Raw genomic sequence first — 14,467 nt, forward strand, 5'->3', positions numbered from 1 at the left:
ATGTTTCAGCAGTCTTTAATTTTCATAAATTTCCTGATAAACAAAAAAAGATCCCTTGGCAGAGATCTTTTTTTGGATATATCAGCGCTCACAGGCAATTTTGTCTTTATCGCGGTCCAGCTTCTTATTGGCATCATAAAGCGCTTTTGAAACATACGGCTTGTACTTCGTTTTTCCGCCTTTGTTTTTCACCGATTTCGTACGGGCGACGCCGCCTTTATAGTCTTTGTTTAAAGCTTTGCAGTTTTTGTACGTCTTTACCTTCGTTTTTGCTTCTGCCACATCGCCGGCGCCCCAGGAAAAACCGATGATCAGACCGGCAGACAAAAGACCCGCTGCTATTTTTTTCATCCCATTTGACCCCTTTCGTCTATTTGTTATGTATCTTTTACCATGATAAAATATTTTTCTTATTCGATCAAGAAAAATATGGAATTTTATTGAATGAAAAGTATGAATCGAAAAAGCGTCTCTTCGCACAAAAACCGGCCGTTATGCGCCGGTTTCATCCACATATTGATGTTCGCAAGTCTTTTTCAAAACAGCGTTAATCTCATACGCTAATTCCTTCGGATGGATGCACAGCATGTCTTCCAAAGGGCTGTCCCAGTTCCCGTTCTTTATCAATTTCAGCGCATAATGGCCTGCCGGACTGCACTCGGGATACCACTCTACATCGAGCAGAAGGCGTTCTTCATCATGCCGCAGCTTCAAAAGGTCCCGTTTGAAGTCAAACAGCCAAGCCTTGCTGTCAGGCGCTAGTTCATCGGGGTTTGTATCAGTTAAAGAGTGATGCGCAACTGTCCAGCCGGCCGGGATTCTAAGCCTTAGCAAATTGCGGGCGCCATCAGAGGCACGCATCAAGTCTTCCAACCGTTCGATCAGCTGTTCATACGGCGCGTCAGAATCTTCGCTGACCTTCGATTGATCAGCATTTTGCATCCTGATGACGTACTTCAGTTCTCCAGCATATTCAACTTGTACCATTTTACCGCAGCTTTCATTCTCCAAGATCAATAGCGTATGGCGGGGGTCGCGAATCGGCTTTTGATACAAATGATTTTCCTTCACCTTCCAGCCGGCCAGCACCATCAAAGGATGCAATTTAAAGAAATACTGAGATTTGGTCAACGCTCTCACATCCTCTTTCATTGTTCTGTCTTCTTTCCTATCAATCTATGTGCCGGACAGGCTTCTTAGAACAACGGCGGAGCGGCCCCACAAAAAAACCGCCTGACGCTTGTTAAAGCAGTCAGGCGGTTTTTTGTCTTTTATTCTCCGGTTTTTTCTTTTCCGTAATGATATTTTGATGGATCAACAGGCTTGAAGTCTGAAATCTCGTGGAATCTCAACAGATCTTTATAGAGTACTTGGTCGGACAGATCCAGCTGTTCGGACACCTGCGATTTCAGGTTTTCCGTCTCTTGGTTGCCCTTGATCTCTTTTCCTGTCTTTGTATCATATACGGTCGTATCAATCATCGTGTACTTCGGCGTTACATAGTTTCCATTTCTGAAAGCCACGGTTTGGTCGTGGTCTTTAGAAAAGAGGTCTGTACCAAAGTTGATGTATTTTTTGCTGTCAATACCTTGCAGGTGAAGAAGTGTCGGCATGACATCCATTTCACCGCCATACGTATGGTTGACTCCGCCTTTTTTGCCCGGAATGCGGATCATAAGCGGTACGCGCTGATTCATCGCGTTTTGATACGGTGTAATCTCTTTACCTAATACTTCTTTCATCGCACGGTTGTGATTCTCTGAGATTCCGTTGTGGTCACCATAGATCACTATAACAGAATCATCAAATAATCCCGCTTTTTTCAGCTCTTTAAAGAAATCTTCAAGCGCTTCGTCAAGATAGCGCGCCGTCTGGAAGTAACCGTCTACCGTTTTGTCTCCCGTTGTTCCCTTTTCAAGGGTGGCATCCTCTTCATCCAAAATGAACGGATAGTGGTTTGTCAACGAGATTAAATGCGCATAGAACGGCTGCTTGAGCGATTTCAGCTTCGGAATTGATTCTTCAAAGAACGGCTTGTCTTTCAAGCCAAGGTTGACGAGATTATCCTCTGACATATCATATGTGCTGGCGTCAAAGAATTTGTCATAGCCAATTTGTTTATACACCTGGTCGCGGTTCCAGAATGACTTGTAGTCCCCGTGCAGCACGGCGCTTGTGTAGCCTTCTTTTTGGTTCAGAATCGCCGGCAGGGACTGGTACGTATTTTGCCCTTTTGTTACAAACGCACTGCCTTCAGGAAGTCCGTAAAGGCTGTTGTCCATCATCAATTCGGCATCCGCTGTTTTACCTTGGCCGGTCTGATGGAAAAAGTTATCGAAATACATCATGTCATCCTGGCCGTGCGCCAGCTTGTTCAAGAACGGCGTGACTTCTTTTCCGTTCAGCTTATAATCGATCAAAAACGTCTGGAAGCTTTCCAAATGAATCTTGATGATGTTCTTACCTTTTGCTGCGCCGAAATACTCGTCATTCGGTTTCGCATAATGCGAATTTGTATAGTTGATGACGCTCGTCAGGTCGTCGCTGCTCGCGTATGCCTTTTGGCTCGCGTTTTGAGCGGCCTGAACACCATCATAGATCATGTAATTGTAAGGCCCCAAATACTTGACGATGTAATTTCGGTCAAATGTTCTTGTCAAAAGCTCCGGACGGTCTGTCTCGGCAACTGCAAGGTTGATGAAAAACAGAGCCACTCCGCCGAGAACAACGGCAGCAGCCCATCTTTTTTTCAGTTGTGACGCCTTCAGTTCAGGCAGCTTCACACATAGAGCAATCAAAATGATCAAATCTGCGAAATAGACGATGTCATGAAATGCCATGATGTCAAAAACGCCGTCAGACATATTGCCGAGGTTTCCGGCTTGTTTTAAGTTTGCAAACGTCAAAAAGTCATCAAAGAAACGGTAAAACAGGACATTTGCATATAAAGCAAACGTCATCACAGCATCAATGATGATGATCCATATCGCCGACCGGCGGCCTTTTGCAAACAAAGCCAAACCGAGTGCAGCAATCGTGAAGCTCAATGGGTTGATGAACAGCAGCATGTGCTGCGTAGACCCTTTCACACCTAAATTAAACTCTAAAAAGTAGGAAGCATAGGTTTTAGCCCATACAAAAACAACAGCTAATACAAAAAAGCTTAGCTTATGAGAGAATATTTTTTTCATGATAACCTCTACCTTTTTAAACTTTTTTCAGACCGCTTTCTGTTTCAGTCAATGAAGCGTGAGGAAACGATAATATATCATTCTACTAAAAGTCTCGGCGGTTTTACAAGCACGTCCTGGTGAAATCCCCCGGCTTCCCTCACTCAAACAGTCTACGCCTGCGAAAAAAATTTTCCGCATGTAAGACAACGGCCTTTAATTAAGACGAATGAATTTCCCCAAAGGTTTCAGTTATTTTCTTTCATCTAGAAAATTGCAGTTTCCCGGACGATTAAATATCTTTATGAAATTCATTTAAATAAGCCTTTCTTTGCGCTTCTGTAAACTGACCGATCCATTCCGCACGCGCTTCCTCCGTCATATACGGCAGGATGTACAGCTCGACCGCTTTATAAAATTCCGGCTCAGGCAGAATGTTGTACGTCGGAATCCGCACCCTGCCGTTCCCCCGTGTCTCTATCAGTATATCCATCAAGAAAATGCCTTTCGGGCTGTAGCGGTGCTCCGCCATTTTAAGGCTTTTGATGTCCTTGAACAACACAGATTTCTTCCCTGAGAATATCCGCCCGTCTTCTCCCTCGATAATGGTGAAGATGATGTTTCCTTTTTTCGTGAAGGCCGGAAAAACCATTAGAAAGGTCATCAAACCGTAGATGATCCCGAAAGTTCCAACGCCCACGTACAGCAAGGAATATTTTGATTCGAGTTTTATTGCTTCATAAAAGAGCCATGCTCCAATCAATCCGAAACCTGCAGTCCCTGCAAAAACCCATACTCTAAAGGACATTCTGCTTTTCACATCAAATGTCTGCTTTTTTTCCTGTTCCAAAAATAATTAGGCCCTCCTCTACTTCAGCAAGCGGATTCCGCTACAAATAATATTCATGCCAAGACCTACCTTACCACAGAAACCAGTTCCTGCATAAAACTTCATGTATTTGTCTGTCCCTAATCAGAATGAATACAGAAAAGGCTCCCGGCCATCTGCCGGCAGCCTTCCCCTATTTTGAAATATCAACAAATCCCTCGCCGAATACATCCCTGACATCGTGGATGATGACAAATGCTTTTTTATCTGTGCTTCTAATAATTTTCTTCAGCATGGACAGCTCTTGTTTATTAATGACAATGTATAAAATTTCTTTGGAGTCGCCCGTATAGTGCCCGCGTCCCGATAATATCGTGACGCCGCGGTCCATCAGGGTATTGACCTGCGCCGCGATCTCGTTTTTATGCTCGGAAATAATCGTGATCGCCTTTTTCGTGTTGAGCCCTTCGATAATGAAGTCCATGACCTTCGTGGCGATGTACAGCATGACAATCGTAAACATCAGCTTTTCAGCTCCAATGATAAAGTAGGAACTGAAGACGACAACTAAATCGATCATCAGCAAGGCATAGCTGATGTTCCAGTCAAAATATTTATTGGCGATTCTCGCGAGAATCGCAGACCCGGCGGTGGTTCCGCCGACACGGATGATCATGCCGATTCCGACGCCGGCAAATACCCCGGCAAAGATGGTGCTGATGATCACTTCATCGGCCGGCACCGTCCAATCTTCGGTGACGTGCAGAAAGAACGAATTGGCCGCCACCGCAATAATAGTGTAAATCGTCGTCTTTTTATCCAAAAAGCGATAGCCGATAATCAGAAGAATGCCGTTCAGTACAAAGTTTGTGATGCCCGGAGACCATTCAAAAACGTAGTATAAAATCAGCGTGATCCCCGTGACGCCGCCTTCTCCCAAGTCATTCGGGATGGCGAACAGATTCACGGCTAACGCAAAGAAAAATGCGCCTATAATGATCAATATTATGTCCATTGCTTTCTTTTTCATAAATACATCCCCTTTCTTTATCCTTAATCGATTTCCTGTAAAAAGTAAAAAAGCCTAGGAGAGAAGCTCTTTGATTAAGAGCAAAAACTCCTGGGCTTTTATCCCACCGTGTCATAACGATACTTCGCTATGTGTTTTCTCTCGGACCAGACCAGCGCGGGAGGGCACTGCGGAACCCTAGAAAACCACCTTTTCTCTGCTATCAATTTGTCATCTTCAAGCATTATAAGTGAAATTCTGGGGTCTATCAACCCCTATATCAGCCTGAAAGATTTGTTTTTTTGTAAAATAGCTTCCATCTGTCAGCGATAAAACCATTCTATAATAATAGATATACGTGTTTTGCCTGGGAGGCGCTCTTATGAACAAACAAAAACGGCAATGGCTCATCAAGCAGACCATTCTCGAACATCCGGTAGAAAATCAGGAACAGCTGGCATCCCTGCTGGAAAAACGCGGCATCACCGTTTCGCAGTCTACCATTTCCCGCGATATTAAAGAAATGTATCTTGTGAAACAGCCCGGTGAAAACGGAAAACTTGTCTACACGACAAATGCTTCTTTATCCATCAATCCTTCCAAAATATTAAAAGATAAAATCTCTGACGTTGTCCTGCATGTGCATCGAACGGACAACTTGATCATTATTAAAACAATGCCCGGCAACGCCCATGCCATCGGCGTTCTTCTTGATAAGCTCGGAAGCCCGGAAATGCTGGGCTGTATATGCGGGAACGATACATGCCTTGTGATTTCCCAGTCACCTGAGGCAGCCCAATCATTTTATGACCATTTATGCTGATCCGGCCGTCCGGATCAGCTTTTTTTGCCCTTCAAAAAAATTTTTTTCGAGAAATCCCCGTTAAAAATATACACGTTTTATACGTTCTATTCTCCGCTCCGACAGGAACTTATTTTCCATTTATCATAATTATTCATTTTTGTTTTTGCTTCATCAAAAAACATGTGAAATATATCACGTTTTTGTTGTTATCGCTTTCACATCGCGCTTCTCCTTCCTGTTTTAAGCTGTACATGTAACAAAAAGAGCTTAGGAGGCGGGATGATCATGACAACACCGATACACGTTTACTCAGAAATCGGCCCTTTAAAAACCGTTATGCTGAAGCGGCCCGGTCGGGAACTGGAAAACCTCACACCCGAATATCTGGAAAGGCTTCTCTTTGACGATATTCCCTTTTTGCCAGCGGTGCAAAAAGAGCATGACCAATTTGCAGAAACATTAAAGCAACAGGGGGCTGAAGTTCTTTATTTAGAAAAGCTGACGGCCGAAGCTTTGGATGACGCATTAGTCCGCGAGCAGTTTATCGATGAGCTTTTAACGGAAAGCAAAGCGGATATCAACGGCGCATACGACAGGCTGAAAGAGTTTTTGCTTACCTTTGACGCCGATTCAATGGTTGAACAGGTGATGAGCGGCATTCGAAAAAATGAGCTTGAACGCGAAAAAAAATCGCATCTTCATGAGCTGATGGAAGACCATTATCCATTTTATCTCGATCCGATGCCGAACCTTTATTTCACAAGAGATCCGGCGGCCGCCATCGGCAGCGGACTGACCATCAACAAAATGAAGGAGCCTGCCCGCCGAAGGGAATCGCTGTTTATGCGCTACATTATCAATCACCACCCGCGTTTTAAAGGACACGAGATTCCGGTTTGGCTCGACCGTGATTTCAAATTCAATATCGAAGGCGGAGATGAGCTTGTCTTAAATGAAGAAACCGTTGCGATCGGGGTATCGGAACGGACAACGGCTCAGGCGATCGAGCGTCTTGTCCGGAACTTGTTTCAGCGGCAGAGCCGGATTCGCCGTGTACTGGCCGTCGAAATACCAAAGAGCAGAGCCTTTATGCATTTAGATACCGTCTTCACGATGGTTGACCGAGATCAATTCACGATCCATCCCGCCATCCAGGGGCCTGAAGGAGACATGCGGATCTTCGTTCTTGAAAGAGGAAAAACGGCAGACGAGATTCATACAACTGAAGAACACAATTTGCCGGAAGTGCTGAAGAGAACGCTCGGCCTTTCAGATGTCAACTTGATCTTCTGCGGCGGCGGAGACGAAATTGCTTCAGCCAGGGAGCAATGGAATGACGGCTCCAATACACTCGCGATCGCTCCGGGGGTTGTCGTCACCTATGACCGGAATTACATTTCTAACGAATGTTTGAGAGAACAGGGCATTAAGGTAATCGAAATCCCGAGCGGGGAGCTTTCAAGAGGACGCGGCGGCCCGCGCTGCATGAGCATGCCGCTCTACCGAGAAGATGTGAAATAACCAACCTAAAGAAAAAGGAGAGAGATCCATGAACCAAACGATTAATTTAAAAGGCAGAAGCTACTTAGCTGAAAAAGATTTTTCAGAAGAAGAAATCCTCTATTTGCTCGATCTGGCCCAGAAACTAAAAGAAAAAAAAGCACAAGGCATCAGGCATCGCTATTTGGAAGGCAAAAACATCGCTTTGCTGTTTGAAAAGCCTTCTACAAGAACGCGCTGCGCTTTTACGACAGCCTGTATCGACCTCGGTGCGCATCCCGAATATTTGGGCAAAGACGACATTCAGCTCGGCAAAAAAGAGTCGATCGAAGACACGGCCAAAGTTCTCGGCCGCATGTTCGACGGAATTGAATTCCGCGGATTTGAACACGAAAAAGTGATCTCACTGGCAGAGCATTCCGGTGTGCCGGTATGGAACGGGCTGACCGATTTATGGCATCCGACGCAGATGCTTGCGGACTTTATGACTGTGAAAGAACATACGGGACGCGTAAAAGGCGTCAAGCTCACCTATATCGGCGACGGCCGGAACAATGTCGCCAACAGCCTGCTCATCGGCGGCGCAAAAGTCGGCATGGACGTAAGAATCTGTTCGCCTCAAGAGCTTTTCCCTGATCAGGACATCGTTAAAATGGCGGAAGCGTTCGCTGAAGAATCCGGCGGAAAAATCACCGTTACAAGCAATACAGATAAAGCCGTGTCCGGAGCCGACGTTCTGTATACGGACGTCTGGGTATCCATGGGGGAAGAAGACAAGTTTGCAGAAAGAATCAAACTGCTCAAGCCTTATCAAGTGAATATGGATCTCGTCAAGAAAACAGGCAACGACAACGTCATCTTCCTGCACTGTCTGCCTGCCTTCCACGACCTTCATACAACCTACGGACAAAATGTTTACGAACAGCACGGCCTTAAAGAAATGGAAGTGACGGACGAAGTGTTCCGCAGCAAACACTCTAAAGTGTTCGATGAAGCTGAAAACCGCATGCACACGATTAAAGCTGTCATGGCAGCGACGCTCGGCGATCTTGACTGACAGGAAAAGGGACTCATTCCCTTTTCCATTCTAAACCGAATGAGGTGACAAAAATGGCGGAAGAAAAAAAACTTGGGCTGTTTGCGCTCATCGCGCTTGTCATCGGATCGATGATCGGCGGGGGCGCCTTCAACCTTGCAAGCGACATGGCTTCAGGGGCGGGGGCGGGAGCCATTTTAATCGGCTGGATCATCACCGGAGTCGGCATGATTGCCCTGGCATTCTCTTTCCAAAACTTGACGACGAAAAGGCCTGATTTAGACGGCGGTATTTTCACTTATGCCCGGGAAGGATTCGGCCATTTCATGGGCTTTAACAGCGGCTGGGGGTACTGGTTCGCAGCCCTTCTCGGCAATGTCGCATATGGAACGCTGCTGTTCAGCGCAATCGGATATTTCATCCCTGCGTTTGGAGACGGACAAAACATCGCATCAATTATCGGTGCAAGCGTGATCCTCTGGTGCGTGCACTTTTTGATCCTCCGCGGTGTTCAGTCCGCTGCCATGATCAACTTAATTACGACCATTTCAAAACTTGTACCGATTTTCGCTTTCATTATCGCCATTATCTTTGTGTTTCATCTTGATTTATTTACGAACGATTTCTGGGGAAAAGGGCTGTCGCTCGGTTCCATCGGAACACAGGTCAAGAGCACGATGCTGGTGACCGTCTGGGTGTTTACCGGAATTGAAGGGGCCGTCTTATTTTCAAGCCGGGCCAAGAAATCAAGCGATGTTGGCAAAGCGACTGTCATCGGCTTGATCAGCGTACTCGTGATTTACGTCATGATTACGATGCTGTCGCTCGGCGTCATGAATCAGCAAAACTTGGCCGAGCTTCCGAATCCTTCAATGGCCGCGATCATGGAGCATATCGTCGGCAAATGGGGAACCGTGCTCATCAACCTGGGATTGATCATTTCCGTATTGGGCGCCTGGCTGGCCTGGACATTATTCGCGGGCGAACTCCCGCTGATCGCGGCACGCGAAGGGGTCTTCCCGAAATGGTTCGGCAAAGAAAATAAAAACGGTGCGCCGACAAATGCGCTGACTTTGACAAACGCCATTATCCAGCTGTTTTTGCTGACGTTTCTCATTTCAGATGCGGCCTACCAGTTTGCATTTTCCTTGGCTTCCTCGGCCATCTTGATCCCGTATCTGTTTTCCGGGCTTTATCAGCTTAAATACAGCTGGCTGCACAAAGAGCCTAACCGGGGCAAAAATCTCATCATCGGCATCATCGCAAGCATATACGGCGTCTGGCTCGTATATGCCGCGGGACTTGATTACCTGCTTTTGACCATGATTTTATACGCTCCCGGCATTCTCGTATTCCGGGCTGTGCGCAAAGGAAAAGAAGGCCCAGTCTTCAATAAAGCCGAGCTTTTGATTGCCGCCCTGATTCTTGTATTGGCCGTGATCGCCGTGATCAGACTGGCTTCGGGAAGCATTTCAATTTAACAAAACAGAGGTGATTATTAAATGAAAAAAAGAAAAATTGTCGTCGCACTTGGCGGTAATGCCATTCAAACCGGAGATGCCAGCGCAGAAGCGCAAAAGCGCGCGCTTGAAGAAACGGCCATGTATTTGGCGGATATGATCGACAGCGGCGCTGAATTAATCATCACGCACGGAAACGGCCCGCAGGTCGGAAACCTGATGATCCAGCAAAAGGAGGCGGATTCTCCGAAAACGCCGGCCATGCCGCTTGAAACCTGTGTTTCGATGACCCAGGGAATGATCGGCTATTGGCTGCAAAATGCCCTTGACCGGGCGCTTCACGCAAAAGGGAAAGGCGGACATGCGGCAACCGTCATCACCCGCGTCGCCGTTCGAAGCGATGATGAAGCGTTCCGCAACCCGACAAAGCCGATCGGTCCATTTTACAGCGAAGAAGAATCGAAAGAACTGATGAACAGCCGAAACGGCGGCCTCGTTTTTAAAGAAGATGCCGGAAGAGGCTGGCGCCGCGTCGTACCGTCTCCGGCCCCGGTATCGATTCTTGAACACGATGTTATCAATGATCTTGTCGAACACGGACATATCGTCATTGCAGCCGGCGGCGGAGGCGTTCCCGTCATCGAAAACGGCGATGCCGTCTCCGGTATTGACGCCGTCATCGACAAAGACTTTGCAGCCTGCAAACTGGCGGAGCTTGTGCAGGCTGACGAACTGGTCATTCTAACAGGTGTCGACTATGTTGCCGTCGATTATTTAAAGCCGACAGAACGTGCGCTGAAACGCGTCACCACCGAAGAACTGAAAGGTTATATAAAAGAAAAGCAATTTGCAGAAGGAAGCATGCTGCCAAAAGTCAAAGCAGCCATTCAGTTTGCTGAAGCTAAAAAAGGCAACAAAACGGTCATCACATCCCTGAAATTAGCCAAAGACGCTCTCCAAGGAAATGCCGGCACGATTGTCGTCCAAGCCTAAATGCAAAAGGAAGGGCTCAGGGAGGGTTCTTCCTTTTGCCAATCGTCAAAAACAAGTAAAATTTAAAGTATATAGCCGCAACATAAGAAAATCGATAAGGGTGGTCCATATGAAGAACAAAGACATCGTACATCAGCTGAAAAAGTTTCCTCTTCTCGCTTCCCTGAATAAAAGAGATCTGGAAGATATGAAACAGTTTATCTATTGGCGCTCTTACCATAAAGGCCAGATATTATTTATGGAAGACGACCCCCGGGAACGAATGTACCTTCTTCTCGACGGCTTTATCAAACTCGAAAAATCAAACGAAGCCGGATCCATGTTTTATACCGACTATGTACGTCCTCATACCCTCTTTCCATTTGGAGGCTTGTTTCGGGATGAGCATTATCACTATGCCGCCGAAGCCTTAACAGATATTGAACTCTACTATATACCCATGAACATCTTCGAAGATCTCGTCCGGGACAACAAAAACCTGCTTTACGATATTCTCAATCATTTATCAGACATCCTTGCCCTTCACGAGGAAAGGCTGAAGCGCATCACACTCTCCCATGCCCACGACAGGGTTACACAAGCCATTTATTATTTAACCGAAAGCCTCGGTCAAAAAGAAAGCAACTCAACCGTCATCAACTGTCCGATCACCGCTGCCGAAATCGCCAAAATCTCGGGGACATCCCGCGAAACCGTCAGCGCCGTCCTGAAAAAGCTCCGCTGCGAAGGCGTTATCAGTCAAATGAACAAGCAGATCATGATCAATCGGCCGGAATATTTTATGTAGGCATATATGAGAAATCATCCCGGCGACAAGCGGGATGATTCCCCGCCGTTTTTATTTATACCGGAATTCCTCTGTTTCAAACCGTCTGTTTTTGATGATATCCCGATAAAAGCAAGCCGATTTTTTCAGCGCCCTGCTGCGGTTGTTCTCCAATCGAATCTCGACAAGGCCGTAGCGGTTTTTAAAGGCGTTCATCGGAGAGACGTTGTCCGTGAATGCCCAAAGCATATATCCTTTGCAGTTTGCGCCGTCGGCGATCCCTTTCATCGCCTCTCGCAAATGGGCTGAAATAAAATCGATTCTGTAGTCGTCCTGAATGACCCCCTCTTCATTTTTAAAACGCTCTTCATGTTCGACGCCCATGCCGTTTTCAGCAATCAGCCATTCGATATTTCCATACTCATATTTAAGTCTCATAGCCATATCGTACACAATGCGCGGGCAGATCTCCCAGCCTCTGAACGGATTCATCTTTCTGCCTGGCAGCTCAAAGGGCTCATAGTAATAAGCAGGATGAAAAGGCGTCGATTCATTCCATTGCCTTGAAGGCGCTTGAACTCTCTTCGGATAATACAGGTTCACACCGACAAAATCGACCGTATTCCGCTTGATGACGGAAAGCTCTTCTTCATCATGGTCAAAAAGGATGTCGTGTTTGGCCATGAGCTCCATCAATTCATCGGGATAGACGCCTTTTATGCTCGGATCTAAAAAAACCCTGTTAAAAAACAAATCATAAACTTGGGCCGCTTTCTGATCATGGGGCGCGCTTGACCTCGCATACGCGACCTCAGGATTTAAGATGACGCCGATTTTTGCGCCTTCTCTAAAACTGGGCTTCCTTTTCCGGAAAATTGCCACGGCCTTTGCTGTCGCCAGTGCTTTATGGTAGTTCCACTGCATCCATTTTTTCGTGTTCTGCTCGTACGGATAGCGAAGTGCGTCAAGGTAGATCCGTGTTTGCGGCACGATCGGTTCATTAAAGGTAAACCAGTATTTCACCCTGTCCCCATACCGTTCAAACGCTTTTTCTGCATAAGCCGCAAATAAGCCAACCACGTGTTTTGATCCCCATCCGCCATACTGTTCCAGCAGGACAGCCGGGATTTCGTAGTGCTCAAGACAAAGCATCGGTTCTACTCCGCATCTCTTCAGCTCATCGATGACGTCATCAATGTAGCCTGCATACACCTCGTCAACTTCGGCGGTTTCATAATCCAAAAGAAACCGCGACCAGTTAATGGATGTCCGGTAGTGGGTTAGCCCGATGTCTTTCATATATTGAATATCTTCTTTGTAGCGGTTATAAAAATCGGTTGCCACAGCCGGTCCGTATCCGTCATGCCATACATCAGGATCATTTTTGTACCACATATCCAAATAGGAATCCTGTGTCGGGCCGCTTCCCGTCCCACCCCTCTGTCTGCCACGCCGACGCTGCTGCGCCGAGAATAAAATCGTCGGGAATCTTCCACGTTTGTCTGGCCATCTCATTCACACCTTTCTTTGCTTTACATAGACACATTTTTTTCAGAACTAATCGTAAAGGTCCGATTCAATAAAATAACAAACGGAAGATAAATAAGGACGGAGACGATGATGCATACGATTTGTGTGACGACGGCACCGAGGCTTCCTCCTGTTGACAGCCAGGCATTGATAATCGGCGGTGTCGTCCACGGCACCATGACAACGGCTTTTCCGGCAAAGCCCGCCGCTGTCGCGATGTAACCGATCGCACCCGTCACAAGCGGCGTCACAATAAATGGAATCGCCATTAACGGATTCAGCATGACGGGAACCCCAAAGATGACCGGTTCATTGATATTGAAGATGCCGGGACCAAACGAAATCTTTGTAATGCTGCGCAAATCCTCCCGTTTCCCCGCGATAAACATCGCGATCAACAGACCGATTGTGACGCCGGATCCGCCGATGCTCATGTACACATCCCAAAACGGCATCGTAATGATATTCGGAATCGATTCGCCGGCTGCGTATGCATTCATATTGACGGTAATCGAAGCGAGCAGCAAAGGCTCCCTGATCGGCTTCACCATCTGGTTTCCATGTATGCCGATCACCCAGAAAAACTGTGCGACAAACACCAGCAAGAGAATGCCGGGAAGACCTTGAATCGCGCCCTCAAGCGGCTTTTGCACGACATTGTACACGGCTTCATGAAGATATACCCCCGTCAGCCGATGAAACGCAAATCCGAAGCTGGCGATGATCGTGACGGTAATAATCGAAGGAAATAAAGTGCCGAATGATACAGAGACATTTGCCGGCACGCTGTCCGGCATTTTAATCTTGAGCCGGTCCATGCTTGACAGCTTGCTGAAGATTTCAACAGACACAATCGAAATAAACATCCCCAAAAACAGCGACTTCGGATCCGTAAATTCCTTGGCCAGCACGTTAACTACTTCCTGCATCGAACCGTTCACTTCCAACAGCACCGCCGATGGAATGACAGAGATATAGGACATGAGCGCCATCAAGCCGGGAAAAAACGATTCATGCCCATTCAGCTTCCCGAGCTCAATCCCGATCAAAAACACCGCGCCGATCGTAATAAAGTTCAGCGTCGCATAATTGATTGACGCCATAATCGGCTCAAGCGCAGACAAGAACCGAAAAGGCCTGAAAACCGCAAGTCCCGTCTCGGGGCTCATCACCATATTCTGCATCAAAACCGCAAACGCCCCGGCAATGATGACCGGCATCAGTGTGACAAACGCCGACTTAATGACCATGATATATTTGAAACTTGTAATTTTAAAAGCGACCCGCTCAAACATCTCAGTCACCTTCGCCATCCTGCTCATTTACTCTCCCCCTTTTTTTGGTGGTTTGCTTTTACTTTACAATGAAA

Annotated in this window: 12 protein-coding genes, 1 pseudogene and 1 riboswitch; of the genes and pseudogenes, 6 read left to right on the top strand and 7 right to left on the bottom strand. The window is 46.7% G+C overall.

The genetic code is table 11. From position 1 onward, the window contains the following. Nucleotides 1-81 precede the first annotated feature (81 nt). From H7F26_RS05180 to H7F26_RS05200, 5 genes are all read right to left on the bottom strand, one after another. On the bottom strand, nt 82-351 hold the full coding sequence (locus H7F26_RS05180; RefSeq protein WP_003186434.1) for an excalibur calcium-binding domain-containing protein: 270 nt from the start codon (nt 349-351) through the stop codon (nt 82-84). Between the two features lie 141 nt (nt 352-492). Then, nucleotides 493-1,140 carry a hypothetical protein gene (locus tag H7F26_RS05185; RefSeq protein ID WP_225853024.1) on the bottom strand — a complete coding sequence of 216 codons (648 nt, stop codon included), beginning with the start codon at nt 1,138-1,140 and terminating at the stop codon, nt 493-495. Nucleotides 1,141-1,271: 131 nt separating this feature from the next. Beyond that, nucleotides 1,272-3,191, bottom strand: coding sequence for a lipoteichoic acid synthase (locus H7F26_RS05190; protein ID WP_003186439.1), 1,920 nt, complete (start codon nt 3,189-3,191; stop codon nt 1,272-1,274). A gap of 271 nt (nt 3,192-3,462) precedes the next feature. Continuing rightward, the gene (locus H7F26_RS05195; RefSeq protein WP_003186441.1) at nt 3,463-4,020 is read right to left on the bottom strand and encodes a YfjD family protein; all 558 of its coding nucleotides are present in this window, start codon (nt 4,018-4,020) and stop codon (nt 3,463-3,465) included. Between the two features lie 172 nt (nt 4,021-4,192). Further along, nucleotides 4,193-5,029 carry a YitT family protein gene (locus H7F26_RS05200; protein WP_003186443.1) on the bottom strand — a complete coding sequence of 279 codons (837 nt, stop codon included), beginning with the start codon at nt 5,027-5,029 and terminating at the stop codon, nt 4,193-4,195. A gap of 85 nt (nt 5,030-5,114) precedes the next feature. Next, nucleotides 5,115-5,221: riboswitch (guanidine-I (ykkC/yxkD leader) on the bottom strand. A 169-nt stretch (nt 5,222-5,390) separates the two neighbouring features. On the opposite strand from H7F26_RS05200, the gene argR reads away from it, so the two are divergent. The 6 genes from argR to H7F26_RS05230 all read left to right on the top strand — a co-directional run bounded on the left by argR (nt 5,391) and on the right by H7F26_RS05230 (nt 11,589). Continuing rightward, on the top strand, nt 5,391-5,831 hold the full coding sequence (argR, locus tag H7F26_RS05205) for an arginine repressor (RefSeq protein WP_003186445.1): 441 nt from the start codon (nt 5,391-5,393) through the stop codon (nt 5,829-5,831). Nucleotides 5,832-6,098: 267 nt separating this feature from the next. Beyond that, nucleotides 6,099-7,334: an arginine deiminase gene (gene arcA, locus H7F26_RS05210; protein WP_011198439.1), complete on the top strand. Its 1,236-nt coding sequence runs from the start codon at nt 6,099-6,101 to the stop codon at nt 7,332-7,334. A 28-nt stretch (nt 7,335-7,362) separates the two neighbouring features. Next, complete coding sequence (argF, locus tag H7F26_RS05215; RefSeq protein WP_003186448.1) at nt 7,363-8,370, top strand: ornithine carbamoyltransferase; 1,008 nt, start codon at nt 7,363-7,365, stop codon at nt 8,368-8,370. A gap of 53 nt (nt 8,371-8,423) precedes the next feature. Continuing rightward, a complete protein-coding gene (gene arcD, locus H7F26_RS05220; RefSeq protein ID WP_003186450.1) occupies nt 8,424-9,830 on the top strand; it encodes an arginine-ornithine antiporter in 1,407 nt (468 codons plus the stop codon). Between the two features lie 21 nt (nt 9,831-9,851). Then, the gene (gene arcC / locus H7F26_RS05225; RefSeq protein ID WP_185855240.1) at nt 9,852-10,802 is read left to right on the top strand and encodes a carbamate kinase; all 951 of its coding nucleotides are present in this window, start codon (nt 9,852-9,854) and stop codon (nt 10,800-10,802) included. Between the two features lie 109 nt (nt 10,803-10,911). Then, nucleotides 10,912-11,589, top strand: a complete 678-nt coding sequence (locus H7F26_RS05230) for a Crp/Fnr family transcriptional regulator (RefSeq protein WP_003186457.1) — start codon at nt 10,912-10,914, stop codon at nt 11,587-11,589. A gap of 51 nt (nt 11,590-11,640) precedes the next feature. Here the strand turns inward: H7F26_RS05230 and H7F26_RS05235 are convergent. Then, nucleotides 11,641-13,078: pseudogene (locus tag H7F26_RS05235) on the bottom strand (glycoside hydrolase family 1 protein). A gap of 22 nt (nt 13,079-13,100) precedes the next feature. Continuing rightward, nucleotides 13,101-14,420: a PTS sugar transporter subunit IIC gene (locus tag H7F26_RS05240; protein WP_003186460.1), complete on the bottom strand. Its 1,320-nt coding sequence runs from the start codon at nt 14,418-14,420 to the stop codon at nt 13,101-13,103. Nucleotides 14,421-14,467: the final 47 nt, after the last annotated feature.

It is taken from the genome of Bacillus sp. PAMC28748, from assembly GCF_014250415.1.
Classification (GTDB): Bacteria; Bacillota; Bacilli; order Bacillales; family Bacillaceae; genus Bacillus; species Bacillus licheniformis.

What these genes read in the sequence shown, in the direction of transcription:
- arcC (WP_185855240.1), top strand. Translation starts at nt 9,852, where the DNA reads ATGAAAAAAAGAAAAATTGTCGTCGCACTTGGCGGTAATGCCATTCAA.
- H7F26_RS05180 (WP_003186434.1), bottom strand. Translation starts at nt 351, where the DNA reads ATGAAAAAAATAGCAGCGGGTCTTTTGTCTGCCGGTCTGATCATCGGT.
- H7F26_RS05200 (WP_003186443.1), bottom strand. Translation starts at nt 5,029, where the DNA reads ATGAAAAAGAAAGCAATGGACATAATATTGATCATTATAGGCGCATTT.
- argF (WP_003186448.1), top strand. Translation starts at nt 7,363, where the DNA reads ATGAACCAAACGATTAATTTAAAAGGCAGAAGCTACTTAGCTGAAAAA.
- H7F26_RS05190 (WP_003186439.1), bottom strand. Translation starts at nt 3,191, where the DNA reads ATGAAAAAAATATTCTCTCATAAGCTAAGCTTTTTTGTATTAGCTGTT.
- H7F26_RS05240 (WP_003186460.1), bottom strand. Translation starts at nt 14,420, where the DNA reads ATGAGCAGGATGGCGAAGGTGACTGAGATGTTTGAGCGGGTCGCTTTT.
- arcD (WP_003186450.1), top strand. Translation starts at nt 8,424, where the DNA reads ATGGCGGAAGAAAAAAAACTTGGGCTGTTTGCGCTCATCGCGCTTGTC.
- H7F26_RS05230 (WP_003186457.1), top strand. Translation starts at nt 10,912, where the DNA reads ATGAAGAACAAAGACATCGTACATCAGCTGAAAAAGTTTCCTCTTCTC.
- arcA (WP_011198439.1), top strand. Translation starts at nt 6,099, where the DNA reads ATGACAACACCGATACACGTTTACTCAGAAATCGGCCCTTTAAAAACC.
- argR (WP_003186445.1), top strand. Translation starts at nt 5,391, where the DNA reads ATGAACAAACAAAAACGGCAATGGCTCATCAAGCAGACCATTCTCGAA.